We start from the raw sequence: 15,821 nt of genomic DNA, 5'->3' as shown, positions 1-15,821 counted from the left end.
CCGGCCTTTCCGAACCGCCCTAGTTTGAAGATCTCTTAACACTGTTTCGGGGCAATTCGGAGCCATGCTTCAGCCAAAGAACCTGCTACAGGAAGAAGGCAGCCCCTATCTGCGCCAGCATGGCGATAACCCGGTGCATTGGCGCCCCTGGTCTTCGGCCGCACTTGCCGAAGCTGTCCGTCTTGACCGCCCGATTCTGCTCTCGGTCGGTTATGCCGCCTGCCACTGGTGCCATGTCATGGCCCATGAAAGCTTCGAGAACGACGAGGTTGCGGAGGTGATGAACCGTCTCTTCGTCAACATCAAGGTCGACCGGGAGGAACGGCCCGATATCGACCAAATCTATATGGCGGCACTGGCCAGCATGGGCGAACAGGGCGGCTGGCCGCTCACCATGTTCCTCACCCCCGATGCCAAGCCGTTCTGGGGCGGCACCTATTTTCCACGCGAGCCTCGTTATGGCCGTCCCGGCTTCATTCAGGTGCTGAATGCCGTGGACGCCGCCTGGCGCGGCAAGCGTGCAAGCATCCTGCAAAGCGCGACCGAGCTCTCCCGGCATGTTGGCCAAAGACTGGGCAACACCGCTCCGGCCGGTGAGATTTCACCACAGGCGCTGGAAACCCTCGCTCAGGGCATCAACGGGATGATCGACCGCGAACTCGGCGGATTGCGTGGCGCCCCGAAGTTTCCCAATGCGCCGTTCATGCAAACGCTCTGGCTGTCCTGGCTCAAATCAGGCGACCAGGACCGCCGCGGCGCGGTAATTAAAAGCCTTGAACACATGTTGTCAGGCGGCATCTACGATCATGTTGGCGGCGGGCTGGCGCGCTATTCCACCGACGCTCATTGGCTGGTGCCGCATTTCGAAAAGATGCTCTACGACAACGCCCAGCTCATCCGGCAGCTGAACTGGGCTTATGCAACCACCGGCAAAGATCTGTTTCGGATACGAATCGAAGACGTCGTCGACTGGCTGCTGCGTGAGATGCGGCTGCCCATGGGCACTTTTGCTTCCAGCCTCGACGCTGACAGTGAAGGTGAGGAAGGACTGTTCTACACTTGGACACGCACCGGTATCGAAACCGTTCTTGGTGACGATTCACCCAGCTTTTTCAAATACTTCACGATCACCAAGCCGCAATCTTGGGAGGGCGATCCCATCATCCACCAGACCTCGGGCCAGGCTGAAAAGTCGGTGGAAGACCGTCAAGTCGTCGCCGGTCTGACGTCCAGGCTGCTTGTCGAGCGCGAGAAGCGGATAAGGCCCGGCCGCGACGACAAGGCACTCACCGACTGGAATGGGCTTCTGATCACAGCACTGGCAGAAACAGGCCGAAGCCTTGGCCGCCGCGATTGGATCGATGTCGGGGCAAAGGCATTCAGCGCCATAGTAGCGTCTGCAGAGAATGGGCGTCTGCCGCATTCGAGCCTCGGCGACAAACGTCTCTATCCGGCACTGTCCAGTGATTATGCCGCCATGATCAATGCCGCCGTAGCGCTTTTCGAGGCGACGGGCGACGGAAGCTACGTCAATCACGCCTCCAGCTTTCTGGACGCGCTCGACAGTTGGCATGCGGATACGGACAAGACCGGTTATTTCCTGACCGCGTCCGACAGCGCCGACGTTCCCCTGCGCATCCGCGGCGATGTCGACGAAGCCATCCCCTCGGCCACCAGCCAGATCATCGAGGCCATGGTACGGCTGGCGAGCGCCGCCGGCGACATCGAGATGCAGGAGCGTGCCTGGTCGGTCGCCGCTCACGCCGCCGGGCGGATTCAGAGCCAGCAGTTCGGCCAGGCCGGCATTGTCAACGCATGCGCACTGGCGCTCGAGCCGTCCAAGCTGATTGTCATCGAAGATCCAGCGCGGCCAACGCTTGTTTCGGTACCGAATCGGAACCCTGATCCACGCCGCGTCGACATATTCCTACCGCTCGGCGGCGATGCTTCGCAGGCCAAACTGCCAGGAAACGAGCTTCCGGACATGAAAAAGGCCGGCGCATATCTCTGCACCGGCCTCATCTGTCTGCCTGTCATCACCGACACCAGCAAGCTTGAAGAAGCTCTGCGCCGCCGGTGAGACGGGATCAGGTGTTCATCGAATCGAAGAAGTCGGCGTTGGTCTTGGTCTGCTTCAGCTTGTCGATGAGGAACTCGATCGCATCGGTGGTGCCCATTGGCGCCAGGATGCGGCGCAGCACGAAGATCTTCTGCAAGTCCTGACGCTGGACCAGAAGGTCCTCCTTGCGCGTGCCGGACTTGAGGATGTCCATCGCCGGGTAGATGCGCTTGTCGGCGACCTTGCGGTCGAGCACGATTTCCGAGTTGCCGGTGCCCTTGAACTCTTCGAAGATGACTTCGTCCATGCGGCTGCCGGTATCGATCAGCGCGGTGGCGATGATGGTCAGAGAGCCACCCTCTTCGATGTTACGGGCGGCACCGAAGAAGCGCTTCGGGCGCTGCAGCGCGTTGGCGTCGACACCACCGGTCAGGACCTTGCCGGATGACGGGACGACCGTGTTGTAGGCGCGGCCGAGACGGGTGATCGAATCGAGCAGGATGACGACGTCGCGGCCATGTTCGACCAGGCGCTTGGCCTTTTCGATGACCATTTCGGCGACCTGCACGTGGCGAACCGCCGGCTCGTCGAAGGTCGAGGACACGACCTCGCCCTTCACCGAACGCTGCATGTCGGTCACTTCTTCCGGACGCTCGTCGATCAGAAGCACGATCAGATAACATTCGGGGTGGTTCGTGGTGATCGAGTGCGCGATGTTCTGCAGCAGCACGGTCTTACCGGTGCGCGGCTGTGCCACGATCAGGGCGCGCTGACCCTTGCCGAGCGGTGCCACCAGGTCGATTACGCGAGGCGAAATGTCCTTGGTGGTCGGGTTTTCGACCTCCATCTTCAGCCGTGACGTCGGATAAAGCGGCGTCAGGTTGTCGAAGTGGATCTTGTGACGGATCTTTTCAGGATCGTCGAAATTGATCGTGTTGACCTTCAGCAGCGCGAAATAGCGCTCGCCCTCCTTGGGGCTGCGGATCGGGCCTTCCACGGTATCGCCGGTCTTCAGAGAGAAGCGGCGGATCTGCGAGGGCGAGATGTAAATATCGTCAGGACCCGGCAAGTAATTGGCATTTGCCGAACGCAGGAAGCCAAAACCGTCCTGGAGAACCTCGACCACGCCATCACCGATGATCTCGATGTCCTGAGCCGCCAGCTTCTTGAGAATCGCAAACATCAGTTCCTGCTTGCGCATCACGCTGGCGTTCTCGACCTCGAGCGATTCGGCGAAGGCGATCAGATCTGTCGGCTTCTTGTTCTTAAAATCCTGGAGTTTCATTTCCTGCATGAACGGACTCTGGGTGAGCGTGGGAAAATTTCTATCGGCATTTTGCGATAAACGCCGGGCGCGGCCAGTGTATGGAAATGGGGCGGCGCATGGCGGGAAGGAAGAACAGCGTTTTAGCCCCCTCGCATCGAAAGAGCAAGGCAAGCTCTAACAATTTTAAAAACAGCTCAGAACGGCTTGACGACAACCAGTATCACGATGGCGATCATCAGAACCGTCGGGATCTCGTTGACGATGCGCCAGTGGCGCCCCGGCTTTTCGTTACGATCCTCGGCGAAGCGGCGCACCGAAGCCGATAGATAGCCATGCACGCCCGACAACAGCAACACGCAGGCGATCTTGGCGTGCAGCCAGCCGCCGGAGAAGCCGAAACCCTTCCAGGCAAGCCACAGGCCGAACACCCACGTGACGATCATCGCGGGGTTGATGATGGCGCGCAGCAGGCGGCGCTCCATCACCTTGAAGGTCTCCGACTGCACCGATCCCTTCTCGGCATCGACATGATAGACGAATAGCCTGGGCAGATAGAGCATCCCGGCCATCCAGGAGATCACGGCAATCACATGGATGGCCTTGGCCCAGAGGTAGAACCCGTCGCCGGCAAAGGCAAACAGCACGGCTGTCAGGGCGACGAGGACAACGATCGAGATGATCGCGCGTCGGGCCGCATTGCCGCTGCTCGAAACCGCCGGGTTCTGACTGCTCATTGGCCTGTCGCCTTTCGCACCTGCTTCACCATCGCCTCGACATGCGCCACTGGCGTTTCCGGCGTGATGCCATGTCCAAGGTTGAAGATCAGCGGACCAGCGCCCAGAGCCTTCAGGATAGCGTCCACGCCCTCCTCCAGTGCCCTGCCGCCTGCCACCAGCCTCAGCGGGTCGAGATTGCCCTGCACGGCACCCTCGGCCTGCAGCCGCCGTGCCTGGCTCAACGGCACCGTCCAGTCGAGGCCAAGACCGTTGATGCCTGTGCGCTGCCGGTAGGCATCGAGCTGGGCACCAGCGCCCTTCGGGAAGCCGATGATCGGCACGTCTGGATAGACGGCCCTCACCTTGCGCACGATCTCGGCTACCGGCTTCACGCAGCACATCTCGAAGGTCGCCTCATCGAGCACGCCCGACCAGGAATCGAAAATCTGCACCACGTCGGCACCCGCCTCGATCTGGCGGATGAGATAGGCGGCGGAATGATCGGCGAGGATGGCGAGCAGCTTCTTCACTGCCTCTGGCTCGCGATAGGCAAACAGCCTTGCTGGCGCCTGATCGGGCGTACCGTGACCGGCGATCATATAGGTGGCGACGGTCCAGGGCGCACCGCAGAAGCCGATCAGCGTCGTCTTCTCGGGCAGTTCGCGCCGCAGCCGGCGCACGGTCTCGTAAACCGGTTCGAGATTCACGTGAAACGTTTCGCCGTCGAGGGCGTCGATGCCCTGAGGCGTGATCGGGGTCATCAGCGGTCCCCGACCCTCTTCGAAGCGGAGATCGCGGCCGAGCGCATGTGGCACCACGAGAATGTCGGAAAACAGGATCGAGGCATCGAAATCGAAGCGCCGGATCGGCTGCAGCGTCACTTCGACGGCGAAATCGGGATTGTAGCAGAGGTCGAGGAAACTTCCGGCCGTCTTTCGCGTTTCACGGTACTCAGGAAGATAGCGGCCTGCCTGCCGCATCATCCAGAGCGGAGGAACCTCAAAGCTCTCGCCTTTGAGGACCTGGAGAACAGAGCGTTTCACGGGCATCGAGCCTCGCTTTCCTGAAGCCATCTTTAAACAAAAATCTATTTTGAAAGAGTCTTCTAATTCTTAGACTCTGTTGGAATCGAGGATTGGCATCTGTCCATAGGAGGCCTCTGATTTCCACTTGTCATAGTGACGCGCGGTCAATTTGGCCACTGGGGAAAACTCCGTGAGCGCTTCCGATTCAATCATCTGAATCAAAGTCCTAGCGGGTCAAGGCAGCGATGCTGATTCTGTGGGTAGCGAAGGACAGAAAAACTATCCCCACAATACTCCCCGCCGCGGAAACCAAACTGACAGCAGACCGAATTGTGGACAAACAGGCATCTGATACAGTCCACCCAGTCGCTTCGGGCCAAACCCGCCCTTTATCCACATTTGGCCACAGGCCCGGACATCTGCTGTGAACAAACCTCAGAGCTTCTTCCACCTGCACCTGATTTCCGACGCCACCGGCGAGACGCTTTTGGCCGCCGGCCGCGCTGCGTCCGCGCAATACAAGGACGCGCGCGCCATCGAGCATATCTATCCGCTGATCCGTACGGAGAAGCAGTTGATGAAGGTGTTCGAGGACATCGATCAGGAACCGGGCATCGTCCTCTATACTGTCGTCGACCAGCACCTGGCTGCCATCATCGACAGCCGTTGCGCCGCAATGGGCCTGCCCTGCGTTTCAGTGCTGGAGCCAGTGCTTTCGGTGTTCCAGTCATATCTCGGCGCACCCGCCGGCCGTCGCGTCGGCGCCCAACACGTTCTCGACGCCGAATATTTCCGCCGCATCGATGCGCTCAATTTCACCATGGAACATGACGACGGGCAGCTGCCGACGGACATGGAACAGGCCGATGTGGTGCTGATCGGCATTTCCAGGACGTCGAAGACGCCGACCAGCATCTATCTCGCCAATCGGGGCATCAAGACCGCCAACATTCCCATCGTGCTTGGCGTACCGGTGCCCGACAGCCTGATCCAGGCCAATGGTCCGCTCGTCGTCGGTCTGGTGGCGACCGCCGAACGCATCTCGCATGTCCGCCAGAACCGCATCCTCGGCCAGACCATGGCTTTTGACGCCCAGGACTATGTCGACCGTGCCGCGATCTCGGAGGAACTGTCCTATGCCCGGCAGATCTGCACTCGTCACAACTGGCCGATGATCGACGTCAGCCGCCGTTCGATCGAAGAAACGGCGGCCGCCATCGTTGCCCTGCGCAACAAGAGCCGGTAGGACCTCGGGACTGTCCACGCTGATGATGAGCCCGTGCGGCTCGCGGGAGGTAAAACCATGACCGAAAAAATCATCCTGGCGTCCGGAAGCCCTTTCCGGAAGAAGCTGCTCGAAAATGCCGGCATAGAAGTCGAGGCAATTCCCGCCGATCTCGACGAGCGCGCGCTCGAAGCCCCATTGGCGGAAAGTGGTGCCTCGCCCGAAGACGTGGCGATGGTGCTCGCGGAGGCCAAGGCCGTGGCCGTCAGCGAGGAGCATCCCGGCAGGCTGGTGCTCGGCTGCGACCAGACGCTGTCACTCGGCGACGAGGTGTTCCACAAGCCAGATGACATGGAGGGCGCCCGCCGCCACCTGCTCAAGCTTTCAGGTAAGACGCATCATCTGAACAGCGCCGTGGTGCTGGTGCGCGACGGCGAAACGCTGTGGCGCCATGTCGGCATCGCCTCGCTGACGATGAGAAAGCTCGATCCCGCCTTCATCGGCCGCCATCTCGCCCGCGTCGGCGACAAGGCGCTGTCGAGTGTCGGCGCCTATCAGATCGAGGGCGAAGGCATCCAGCTGTTCGACAAGGTCGAGGGCGACTATTTCACCATCGTCGGCCTTCCTCTGCTGCCGGTACTGGAAGAACTCAGGAAACTCGGCGCGATCGATGGCTGAACTGAACGCATTCGTCTGCGGGCATCCGATCGCCCATTCTCGCTCGCCCAAGATCCACGGTCACTGGCTGGCGCATTACGGCATCGACGGCAGCTATCGCGCCATCGATGTCGCGCCTGCCGACTTCCCGGCTTTCCTAAAAGGTCTGGCCGAGGCCGGCTTGCGGGGAGGCAATGTCACCATTCCGCACAAGGAGGTGGCCTTCGCTTCTGTCCAGCGCCGCGATGAGGCGGCCGAACAGATCGGCGCCGTCAACACAGTCTGGCTCGAGGATGGCGTGCTCTGGGGCGGCAATACCGATGCTTATGGCTTTGCTGCCAATCTCGACCATCTGTCCCCTGGATGGGATGGCGGCGACGTCGCCGTGGTGCTGGGCGCCGGCGGGGCATCGCGCGCGATCATCCACGCGCTCAAGCAGCGCGGCTTCAAGGACATCAGGATCGTCAACCGCACGGTCGAACGGGCTGAGGAGCTGGCGCGCCAGTTTGGTACCGGGGTCTCGGCGCATCCCCAGTCGGCGACGCAAGAACTTCTCGCTGATGCATCGCTGCTGGTGAACACCACCGCGCTCGGAATGCATGGCAATGAGGGCCTGCCGGCCGATCCCGCCGGCCTGCCCGACCATGCCATCGTCACCGACATCGTCTATGTGCCGCTCGAAACGCCGTTGCTCGCTGCAGCCCGGGCGCGCGGCCTCAGGACCGTCGATGGCCTCGGCATGCTGCTGCACCAGGCCGTTCCCGGCTTCGAGCGCTGGTTCGGCAAACGCCCCGAGGTCACGGCCGAGCTGCGCAACATGATCGTCGCCGACCTGGACGCCAAGAAATGATCGTGCTTGGGCTGACCGGTTCGATCGGCATGGGCAAGTCGACCACGGCGAAGATGTTCGTCGAGGCCGGGGTCCCGGTGCACGATTCCGATGAGGCCGTGCATCGCTTGTACGCCGGCGAGGCGGCACCTTTGATCGAGGCTGCTTTCCCGGGAACGGTGAAGGATGACGTCGTCGACCGCACTGAGCTGTCCCGCCATGTGCTGGGCGATGCGGCCGCGCTGAAAAGGCTGGAAGGCATCGTCCATCCGCTCGTCCGGGCCGACGCCAGCACTTTCCTCGAGCGCAGCCGTGCTGCTGGCTCAGCCATCGCGGTGCTCGACATCCCGCTTCTGTTCGAGACGGCTGGACGGGCCCGCGTCGACAAGGTGGTGGTGGTGACCGCCCCTGCCGACATCCAGCGCGAGCGCGTGCTGGCGCGGCCGGGCATGACGGAAGCGAAGTTCGAGGCGATCCTGGCCAAGCAGGTGCCCGATGCTGAAAAGCGCAAGCTCGCCGACTATATCGTCGATACCGGCCAGGGGCTTGAGCCAGCCCGTGCCGCAGTACGGGCCATCATTGCCGATTTGACGGTGGGAAAGCCCTGAGCAGGCGAACTGCCGCACTTGTCCCCCGGCTGTCCGGGAGGGCATGCTCGGCAAAAGCATGATCGCGGAACGTGGACGCCGGTTTCCGGCGGGATCATGCTCACACAAAGAGAGAAGCACGACTTGCGCGAAATCATTTTCGATACCGAAACGACCGGCCTCGACAACCGCGAGGATCGCCTGATCGAAATCGGCTGCATCGAGCTGGACAATCGCTTCCCGACGGGCCGCACCTTCCACAAATACATCAACCCGCAGGGACGCTCGGTGCATCCCGACGCGCAGGAAGTGCACGGCATTTCCAATGCCGATCTCGAAGGCAAGCCGATCTTCTCCGAGATCCTGCAGGAGTTTCTCGATTTCATCGACGGCGCCAAGCTCGTCGCCCACAATGCCAGCTTCGATATCGGCTTCATCAATGCCGAGTTTGCCCGGCTCGACGTGCCGCCTGTCGATCCAGGATTGGTCATCGACACGCTGGCGCTCGCCCGCCGCAAGCATCCGATGGGCCCCAATTCGCTCGACGCGCTGTGCCGACGCTATGGCATCGACAACAGCCGCCGCACCAAGCACGGCGCGTTGCTCGACTCCGAACTGCTGGCCGAGGTCTATATCGAGCTCATTGGCGGCAAGCAGGCGGCACTTGTGCTCGACAGCGCCTCGTCTTCAGCTGGCAATGGCCGCAATGCCGTCGAACTCGACATCGTCATCGCGACGCGTCCGGAGCCCCTGCCCTCGCGGCTGAGCGAGACGGAGATTGCGGCGCACGGAAAGTTGGTTGGCGAACTCGGCGAAAAGGCAATCTGGGCCAAGCTTCTGGCGCCTGCCGAAGCGAGCTGACGGCCGGTCGAGCCGCCCGATTTCCACAGGATGCACCCAAAAAAAGAAAAGCCCGGCACATGGCCGGGCTTCTGCATTCTGGTCGCCTGAAGCGAAGTCTTAGCTGGCCTTGACCTTCGAGGCAGCCTGTTCCTCGGCGATCTTCTGCTGGAACATCTGAGCGAAATCGATCGGATCGAGCATCAGCGGCGGGAAGCCACCGTTGCGGGTCGCCTCGGCGATGATCTGGCGCGCGAACGGGAACAGCAGGCGCGGGCACTCGATGAAGAGCAGCGGCAGCATGTGTTCCTGCGGGAAGCCGTCGATGCGGAACACGCCGCCATAGACCAGCTCTACGTTGAACAGCACTTCCTTGTCGAAGGCTGCCTTGGCGTTCAGCGTCAGGTTGACGTCGAACTGCTTGTCCGTCATCGGGTTGGCGTTGACGTTGACGTTGATGTTGATGCCGGGGGCCTGGTCGCGGCCGCGCAGCGAGTTCGGCGCGCCGGGGCTCTCGAAGGAGAAGTCCTTCACATACTGAGCCAGCACGTTCAGCGTGGGCTGCTGTGCGTTACCGTTGCCGTTGGCGCCGTCTTCGTTGTTGGCCATAAGCCCTTGTCCTCTTGGCTCGGCCGTCATGCGGCCTATTGGAAGTGGCGCGTTGGCTACCATGCCCGGCCTGTCAAGACAAGGTTTTGCCGGCGTCAGTCGCGGCGGGACTGGTCGTCGGGCAGCGAGCGCCACGGCGTGTCTGGATTGGAATTCGGGCGAGGCTCGCGCCGGAAGTCTTCCTCGTCGAGGTCGATGGTCCTGCCATCGCCCGGACGGCCGCGCCGTGCGAAGCCGTTGAAGTCGGTGGCAACGACGATCCGCTTGCTCAGCAGGCGCCAGGCGAGTTCGCGCACGGGCGGCAGGAACAGCAGGATGCCGAATATGTCGGTGATGAAGCCGGGGATCACCAGCAGGATGCCGGCGAGCACGATCATGGCGCCGTGAGCCAGTTCCTTGCTTGGGTCGCGTCCTGCCTCGATCTCGGCGCGGGCGCGGTTCATGACGCCAAAGCCCTGAACACGCAGCAGGATTGATCCCACGACCACGCTCAGCAGCACCAGGCCGATGGTCGGCAGAACGCCGATTTCGCTGCCCACCACGACGAAGCCGGCGATCTCGAGAAGAGGCAGGGCAAGGATCAGAAGGGGCAGCATGAAGGGCGTGGGTCCGGTCGGTTCGAGTTGACGAATGCATCATATGCCGTCACAGGCAAAGCGCATACATCGTTAGATATGCCGCAGCGCCTTTGATTTGAATGATCGGCGCATGCGTTCTATATGCAATAGCTGAGACGGCGACAGCCGGCCAAACGCAGATAGGCCGGCTTCGGCCATGAACAAGGGACGGATCGGCGGGAAGATATGCAATTCTTCGATTTCGGCACGATTTTCTTTCTGATCGCAGCGGTTGTGATCTTTTTCCAACTGCGCAACGTGCTTGGACGCCGCACAGGCAATGAACGTCCGCCTTTCGATCCCTATTCGTCCCGCAGCAAACCACAGGACGCCAGCGGCAAGCCCGAGAACGTGGTTTCGCTGCCCAAGCGCGCACCCGGCCCGGCCAGCGAAGAGGCCTATGCCGCCATCGACGCTTTTGCCAAGCCCGGTACCGACCTCAACAAGGGCCTGCGCGCCATCAAGGACCAGGACGCCTCCTTCGAGCCCAAGGGTTTCGTCGATGGCGCCAAGATGGCCTACGAGATGATCGTCATGGCCTATGCCGACGGCGACCGGAAGACGCTGAAGAACCTGCTGTCGCGTGAGGTTTTCGACGGCTTCGTCGCCGCCATCAACGATCGCGAGGGCCGTTCGGAGAAGATCCAGTCATCCTTCGTCGGCATCGACAAGGCCGACATCGTTTCGGCCGAGATGAAGGGTTCCGAGTCCCATGTCACGCTGCGCATCGTCAGCGAGCTGATCTCGGCGACGCGCGACAAGGCTGGTGCCGTCATCGACGGTGATCCGGAAACCGTGGCCGAGGTCAAGGATGTCTGGACCTTTGCCCGCGACACGCGGTCGCGCGACCCGAACTGGAAGCTTGTCGCGACCGAGGAAGAAGACTGATAGCGGCCGGCGGGCGACGCCCGTGGCGCTCTCGTCCGCATTCCGGCTCGTTTCTTTCACTGAGCTTCCGCAATGGGCGGGCGACGACCAGTCGTCCGCCTTTGCTGCATTCCGCCGCTCAGCCTTCCATGTCCTGAACAAGCCCTATCGCACTGGCGCGCTGGGCGTCGATTTCGGCGCCTTCGATGCCGCCTACGCCGAGGCGCGCTCCCATCCCTCGCTCGGCAAGTCTGAGGCGAAGGCCTTCTTCGAGCGCCACTTCCTCCCGGCCCTCATTGTTCCCGAGCATCGTCCGTCAGGCTTCGTCACCGGCTTTTATGAGCCCGAGGTCGACGCCTCGCCTGTCGAGACAGCGGAGTTCCGTGTTCCGCTGCTGGCCAGGCCCGAGGATCTTGTCGATGTCGACGATGGCAACCGCCCCGATGGCATGGACCCCTACCTCGCCTTTGCGCGGTGGACCCCCGATGGTCTGGTCGAATATTTTGACCGTCCTGCCATCGAAAAGGGCGCATTGGTCGGCCGCTGCCTCGATATCGCCTGGGTCGCCGATCCGGTCGATGCCTTCTTCGTCCACGTCCAGGGTGCCGCGCGGCTCCGGATGACCGACGGCTCGCAGCGCCGAGTCACCTATGCGGCGAAGTCCGGCCAGCGTTTCACCGGTCCCGGCGGAATCCTCGCGCATATCGGCGAAATCCCGCTCGAAAAGGTGACGATGCAGTCGATCCGGGCCTGGTTCAAAGCCAATCCGCACCGGATCAGCGAAATCCTCTGGCAGAACCGCTCCTACATCTTCTTCCGAGACGCGGCAGTGGATGATCCCGACCTCGGCCCCGTCGCCGCAGCCAAGGTGCCGCTCACCCCTGGCCGCTCTGTGGCCGTCGACCGGCTGCTTCACACCTTCGGCACGCCCTTTTTCATCGCCGCCCCCAAGCTCACGGCCTTTGGCGGCCAGCCGTTCGCCCGGCTGCTGATCGCCCAGGACACCGGCTCGGCTATTACGGGTGCGGCGCGCGGCGACCTGTTTGCCGGTTCGGGCGATGCCGCCGGGGAGATTGCCGGCATCGTCCGTGCCGACGCCGATTTCTACGCGCTGCTGCCGAAGCCACTATTCGCAAAGGTAGCGTCATGACTGGCCGGCGCGACCGCAAGCTCAGCGACGAAGAGCGCGTTCTCTGGAACGTCATCGCCCGCACGACGATGCCCCTCAAGGGCAAGCGCGCCATGGAAATCCCCGAGGTTCCCCCGGTGGAGGCGCCGAAGGTCGAGGCCATGCCGGCAAAGATTGCCGTTGAGCAGCCCGCGCCGGCGCTCGCCAAGCAGCCAAGGCGCCAGTATGTCGCCCACACGCTCGACGAGCCGACCCGCGACAAGCTCTCCAAGGGCCGCCTGCCCATCGAAGGTCGCGTCGATCTTCATGGCATGACCCAGGACGAAGCCTATTCGCTGCTGTTCACCTTCCTGAGCCGCGCCCATGCCGGCGGCTTGCGTTACGTGCTCGTCATCACCGGCAAAGGCAATTCGAAGGGTGGCGACGGCATCCTGCGCCGCATGGTTCCGGCTTGGCTGGACACCGCACCTTTCCGCATGCTGGTTTCGAGCCTCGATCATGCCGAGCGCCACCATGGCGGTTCAGGCGCGATATATGTCAGGATCAGGCGGAGGCTCGGCGCATGACGCCGCTCGGCGAACGCATCCGCGAGCTCAGGCGCGAGCGCGGCGTTAGCCAGAAAGAGATGGCCGAAGGCATCGGCGTCAGCGCCGCTTATCTGTCGGCGCTCGAGCATGGCCATCGCGGCGTGCCGAGTTGGCCGATGATCCAGAAGATCATCGGCTACTTCAACGTCATCTGGGACGACGCCGAGGATCTGCAGAAGCTGGCGGAAGGTTCGCACCCTCGCGTCGTCGTCGACACGTCGGGGCTTTCGCCGGCGGCGACCGAACTTGCCAATCTGCTGGCTGAGGGCATCGGCGAACTGAATGAGGCTGAACTGGCTGCGATCACTGTCCGGATGCGCGAGGCGATTGCCCGCAAGAAGGCGCGGCGAAGGCTGTAAGAGCCGAGGGCTAGAACAGCGCCTGCAGTTCGGTCAGCTTGTCGTTGACCAGCCAGCCATAATAATTCTCTTCGGGAACCTTGGCCGGCTCACCGGCGGCGCTGCGGCGCTCGTTCTCGACCTTGAGCGCATGCGCCCGGGCTTCCGGATTGCCGACATTATAGAGCGTTGCCGTCAGTCCCGGGTTCTGTGAGATGTCGAAGCCAGCGATGCGCTTGTAGGCCTCGATCGAGGTTTTCAGCGTTGCGGCCACGTAAGGAAGCGTCAGGTCCGGGTCCATGATGGTTTGGTAGACCTCGTTCGGATCGCCCTCGTCGAGCTTGGGCAGGCCTGAGACCTTGTGGACCTCGTCGCTCATCTGCAGCGCCGTCAGCGGATTGAGCTGGCCGATGCCGAAGGTCTGGCCCGCATAAAATGGCTGGAAGAAGGTGGCGCTGAAGCGGTCGTTGGGAAAGGCCGTACCGCCCACGGTCTTGCCGCGGAAATCCTGGTTCCACACGCGCTCGCGGCAATCCCACAGGTCATAGCTGCCCGACTTCGACGCGCATTCGGCAAATTGTGGGCGCTTGATGAAGTCGGTGATGTCTTCGCCATTATAGGCGAAGCGCAGATTGCTGGTGAGATAGGACACGGCCTTGACGTAATAGGTCTGCAGCCGGTCGTAGGCGTCGACATTGTAGGTGTGCTCGCCGACGATGGCGCCAACGATATGCATCGGGTCGATGCCGTAATCGCGCGCCACCGACTTGATCTTACTGCGCAGTTGCGTGTCGTTCTGCAGCAGCGCATAGACCTTGCGGTACTTGGCGTCGAAGGTCGTCTTGCCTGCCTTGGTGCGCTTGGAAGAAGCGCCCGGCACCTGTGGCTGCTCGGCATGCACGTTGCCTGCGGCAACCACTGTCGTGGCCGACGCGTGCGACACACCCAAGGTCATCGCCAAAACAAATGCCGAGATAATCGCTTTTTTCATGCGCCGCTGCTTGCCCAAGCTGTTTCCGGGCAAACTAGGTAAAGCCCCCGACATAGTCGAGAGCGTAGTGGCCCGGCATGCGCGAAAGGTGGCCGGATGGTTCCATTCGGCCACAGGTCGCAAATCCAGGCGGGATGCTTGCGCGCAGCCCGCCTGTCCTTGTCCTTAAAGGATGAAACGCGACAAATCTGTGTTCTTTGACAGGTCGCCGACGTGTTTCTGCACATAGGCCGCGTCGATCGTCACGGTCGTGCCGTTGCGGTCGGGCGCGTCATAGGAGATTTCGTCCAGCACGCGCTCCATCACCGTCTGCAGGCGCCGCGCACCGATGTTCTCGACCGTGGCGTTGAGATCGACGGCGATGCCGGCGAGCGCGTCGATGGCGTCGTCGGTAAAGTCGAGGTTGACGCCCTCGGTGTTCAGCAGCGCGATGTACTGCTTGATCAGGCTGGCTTCCGTCTCGGTCAGGATACGGCGGAAGTCGTCCTTCTCCAGCGCGCGCAGTTCGACGCGGATCGGCAGGCGACCCTGCAATTCAGGCAGAAGGTCCGAAGGCTTCGAGATATGGAACGCACCCGAAGCGATGAACAGGATGTGGTCGGTCTTGACCTGCCCGTATTTGGTGGCAACCGTCGTGCCCTCGACCAGCGGCAGGAGATCCCGCTGCACGCCTTCGCGCGAAGGTCCGCCGGAAACGTCGCCGCGGGCAATCTTGTCGATTTCGTCGAGGAAGACGATGCCTTCGTTCTCGGTCACTTCAAGCGCCCGCCGCACCACCTCGTCCTGGTCGAGAAGCTTGTCGGACTCGTCCTGGATCAACAGGCCGTAGGATTCCTTGACGGTGGTCTTGCGCGTCTTGGTGCGCTGGCCACCCATCGCCTTCGACAACATGTCGTTGATGTTGAGCACGCCGACATTGCCGCCCGGCATGCCGGGAATGTCGAAGCTCGGCATGCCGCCGGTGCCGGTGTCGGCCACCTGGACCTCGATCTCCTTGTCGTCGAGCTCGCCGTCGCGCAGCTTCTTGCGGAAACTATCGCGGGTGGCGGGGCTGGCGGTCTTGCCCACCAGCGCCTCGAGCACGCGCTCTTCGGCATTGACGTGGGCGCGTGCCTTGACGTCCTCACGCATCTTTTCGCGCACCAGGCCGATGGCGATTTCGACCAGGTCGCGGATGATCTGCTCGACGTCGCGACCGACATAGCCGACTTCGGTAAACTTGGTCGCCTCGACCTTGACGAAGGGCGCGCCTGCAAGCTTGGCAAGACGGCGCGAGATTTCGGTCTTGCCGACACCCGTCGGCCCGATCATCAGGATGTTCTTGGGCATGACCTCTTCGCGCATCTGGCCTTCCAGCTGCTGCCGGCGCCAGCGGTTGCGCAGCGCAATCGCCACGGCACGCTTGGCGTCCTTCTGGCCAATGATGAAGCGGTCGAGTTCTGAAACGATCTCACGGGGAGAAAATGTGGACATGGCGT

The 15,821-nt window shown here is 62.1% G+C and carries 17 protein-coding genes; 10 read left to right on the top strand and 7 right to left on the bottom strand.

All coding sequences use genetic code 11. The features are described from left to right. The first annotated feature begins 64 nt into the window (after positions 1-64). On the top strand, positions 65-2,080 hold the full coding sequence (locus NDO48_RS26210; RefSeq protein WP_267322676.1) for a thioredoxin domain-containing protein: 2,016 nt from the start codon (positions 65-67) through the stop codon (positions 2,078-2,080). A 7-nt stretch (positions 2,081-2,087) separates the two neighbouring features. Here the strand turns inward: NDO48_RS26210 and rho are convergent, their stop codons facing one another. From rho to hemE, 3 genes are all read right to left on the bottom strand, one after another. Beyond that, positions 2,088-3,353 (bottom strand): transcription termination factor Rho, encoded by a 1,266-nt coding sequence (rho, locus tag NDO48_RS26205; protein WP_018430513.1) that lies wholly within the window; start codon positions 3,351-3,353, stop codon positions 2,088-2,090. Between the two features lie 167 nt (positions 3,354-3,520). Further along, entirely contained in the window at positions 3,521-4,060 is a 540-nt protein-coding gene (gene hemJ / locus NDO48_RS26200; protein ID WP_018430514.1) for a protoporphyrinogen oxidase HemJ, read from the bottom strand. After that, positions 4,057-5,091: a uroporphyrinogen decarboxylase gene (gene hemE, locus NDO48_RS26195; protein WP_267322675.1), complete on the bottom strand. Its 1,035-nt coding sequence runs from the start codon at positions 5,089-5,091 to the stop codon at positions 4,057-4,059. Before hemE ends, hemJ begins: the two co-directional genes overlap by 4 nt. Before the next feature lie 400 nt (positions 5,092-5,491). Here hemE and NDO48_RS26190 point away from each other — a divergent pair, with 400 nt between their 5' ends. The 5 genes from NDO48_RS26190 (at position 5,492) to dnaQ (ending at position 9,226) form a co-directional block, all read left to right on the top strand. Then, positions 5,492-6,313 (top strand): pyruvate, water dikinase regulatory protein, encoded by an 822-nt coding sequence (locus tag NDO48_RS26190; RefSeq protein ID WP_267322674.1) that lies wholly within the window; start codon positions 5,492-5,494, stop codon positions 6,311-6,313. Between the two features lie 57 nt (positions 6,314-6,370). Continuing rightward, on the top strand, positions 6,371-6,970 hold the full coding sequence (locus tag NDO48_RS26185) for a Maf-like protein (RefSeq protein WP_018430517.1): 600 nt from the start codon (positions 6,371-6,373) through the stop codon (positions 6,968-6,970). Continuing rightward, complete coding sequence (locus NDO48_RS26180; protein ID WP_267322673.1) at positions 6,963-7,799, top strand: shikimate dehydrogenase; 837 nt, start codon at positions 6,963-6,965, stop codon at positions 7,797-7,799. Before NDO48_RS26185 ends, NDO48_RS26180 begins: the two co-directional genes overlap by 8 nt. Further along, a complete protein-coding gene (gene coaE / locus NDO48_RS26175; protein ID WP_267322672.1) occupies positions 7,796-8,386 on the top strand; it encodes a dephospho-CoA kinase in 591 nt (196 codons plus the stop codon). The genes NDO48_RS26180 and coaE overlap by 4 nt, the downstream gene beginning before the upstream one ends. 123 nt (positions 8,387-8,509) lie before the next feature. Further along, entirely contained in the window at positions 8,510-9,226 is a 717-nt protein-coding gene (gene dnaQ / locus NDO48_RS26170) for a DNA polymerase III subunit epsilon (protein WP_267322685.1), read from the top strand. A gap of 99 nt (positions 9,227-9,325) precedes the next feature. On the opposite strand, the gene secB is transcribed toward dnaQ, so the two are convergent. Both secB and NDO48_RS26160 read right to left on the bottom strand, forming a co-directional pair. Then, on the bottom strand, positions 9,326-9,814 hold the full coding sequence (secB, locus tag NDO48_RS26165) for a protein-export chaperone SecB (RefSeq protein ID WP_018430521.1): 489 nt from the start codon (positions 9,812-9,814) through the stop codon (positions 9,326-9,328). A 95-nt stretch (positions 9,815-9,909) separates the two neighbouring features. Then, the gene (locus NDO48_RS26160) at positions 9,910-10,410 is read right to left on the bottom strand and encodes an FxsA family protein (protein WP_018430522.1); all 501 of its coding nucleotides are present in this window, start codon (positions 10,408-10,410) and stop codon (positions 9,910-9,912) included. A gap of 207 nt (positions 10,411-10,617) precedes the next feature. On the opposite strand from NDO48_RS26160, the gene NDO48_RS26155 reads away from it, so the two are divergent. Genes NDO48_RS26155 through NDO48_RS26140 form a run of 4 tightly spaced genes read left to right on the top strand, consistent with a single transcriptional unit; the run spans position 10,618 to position 13,373 of the window. Next, a complete protein-coding gene (locus NDO48_RS26155) occupies positions 10,618-11,319 on the top strand; it encodes a Tim44/TimA family putative adaptor protein (RefSeq protein ID WP_018430523.1) in 702 nt (233 codons plus the stop codon). A 22-nt stretch (positions 11,320-11,341) separates the two neighbouring features. Next, positions 11,342-12,448, top strand: coding sequence for a murein transglycosylase A (locus NDO48_RS26150; RefSeq protein ID WP_018430524.1), 1,107 nt, complete (start codon positions 11,342-11,344; stop codon positions 12,446-12,448). Continuing rightward, positions 12,445-12,993 (top strand): Smr/MutS family protein, encoded by a 549-nt coding sequence (locus tag NDO48_RS26145; RefSeq protein WP_018430525.1) that lies wholly within the window; start codon positions 12,445-12,447, stop codon positions 12,991-12,993. Before NDO48_RS26150 ends, NDO48_RS26145 begins: the two co-directional genes overlap by 4 nt. Beyond that, on the top strand, positions 12,990-13,373 hold the full coding sequence (locus NDO48_RS26140) for a helix-turn-helix domain-containing protein (protein ID WP_018430526.1): 384 nt from the start codon (positions 12,990-12,992) through the stop codon (positions 13,371-13,373). The genes NDO48_RS26145 and NDO48_RS26140 overlap by 4 nt, the downstream gene beginning before the upstream one ends. 10 nt (positions 13,374-13,383) lie before the next feature. Here the strand turns inward: NDO48_RS26140 and NDO48_RS26135 are convergent, their stop codons facing one another. Together NDO48_RS26135 and hslU are read right to left on the bottom strand one after the other, a co-directional pair. Further along, on the bottom strand, positions 13,384-14,343 hold the full coding sequence (locus NDO48_RS26135) for a DUF1402 family protein (RefSeq protein WP_026227705.1): 960 nt from the start codon (positions 14,341-14,343) through the stop codon (positions 13,384-13,386). A 165-nt stretch (positions 14,344-14,508) separates the two neighbouring features. Continuing rightward, positions 14,509-15,816, bottom strand: a complete 1,308-nt coding sequence (hslU, locus tag NDO48_RS26130; RefSeq protein ID WP_018430528.1) for an ATP-dependent protease ATPase subunit HslU — start codon at positions 15,814-15,816, stop codon at positions 14,509-14,511. Between the last annotated feature and the right edge of the window lie 5 nt (positions 15,817-15,821).

Origin of the sequence: Aminobacter sp. MET-1 (genome assembly GCF_026521175.1) — a bacterium.
In the GTDB taxonomy this organism is placed as follows: Bacteria; Pseudomonadota; Alphaproteobacteria; order Rhizobiales; family Rhizobiaceae; genus Aminobacter.
The sequence above is the reverse complement of the archived record's forward strand: the minus strand, read 5'-3'. Positions and strand labels throughout refer to the sequence as shown.

What these genes read in the sequence shown, in the direction of transcription:
- NDO48_RS26210 (WP_267322676.1), top strand. Translation starts at nt 65, where the DNA reads ATGCTTCAGCCAAAGAACCTGCTACAGGAAGAAGGCAGCCCCTATCTG.
- rho (WP_018430513.1), bottom strand. Translation starts at nt 3,353, where the DNA reads ATGCAGGAAATGAAACTCCAGGATTTTAAGAACAAGAAGCCGACAGAT.
- hemJ (WP_018430514.1), bottom strand. Translation starts at nt 4,060, where the DNA reads ATGAGCAGTCAGAACCCGGCGGTTTCGAGCAGCGGCAATGCGGCCCGA.
- hemE (WP_267322675.1), bottom strand. Translation starts at nt 5,091, where the DNA reads ATGCCCGTGAAACGCTCTGTTCTCCAGGTCCTCAAAGGCGAGAGCTTT.
- NDO48_RS26185 (WP_018430517.1), top strand. Translation starts at nt 6,371, where the DNA reads ATGACCGAAAAAATCATCCTGGCGTCCGGAAGCCCTTTCCGGAAGAAG.
- NDO48_RS26180 (WP_267322673.1), top strand. Translation starts at nt 6,963, where the DNA reads ATGGCTGAACTGAACGCATTCGTCTGCGGGCATCCGATCGCCCATTCT.
- coaE (WP_267322672.1), top strand. Translation starts at nt 7,796, where the DNA reads ATGATCGTGCTTGGGCTGACCGGTTCGATCGGCATGGGCAAGTCGACC.
- secB (WP_018430521.1), bottom strand. Translation starts at nt 9,814, where the DNA reads ATGGCCAACAACGAAGACGGCGCCAACGGCAACGGTAACGCACAGCAG.
- NDO48_RS26160 (WP_018430522.1), bottom strand. Translation starts at nt 10,410, where the DNA reads ATGCTGCCCCTTCTGATCCTTGCCCTGCCTCTTCTCGAGATCGCCGGC.
- NDO48_RS26155 (WP_018430523.1), top strand. Translation starts at nt 10,618, where the DNA reads ATGCAATTCTTCGATTTCGGCACGATTTTCTTTCTGATCGCAGCGGTT.
- NDO48_RS26145 (WP_018430525.1), top strand. Translation starts at nt 12,445, where the DNA reads ATGACTGGCCGGCGCGACCGCAAGCTCAGCGACGAAGAGCGCGTTCTC.
- NDO48_RS26140 (WP_018430526.1), top strand. Translation starts at nt 12,990, where the DNA reads ATGACGCCGCTCGGCGAACGCATCCGCGAGCTCAGGCGCGAGCGCGGC.
- NDO48_RS26135 (WP_026227705.1), bottom strand. Translation starts at nt 14,343, where the DNA reads ATGAAAAAAGCGATTATCTCGGCATTTGTTTTGGCGATGACCTTGGGT.
- hslU (WP_018430528.1), bottom strand. Translation starts at nt 15,816, where the DNA reads ATGTCCACATTTTCTCCCCGTGAGATCGTTTCAGAACTCGACCGCTTC.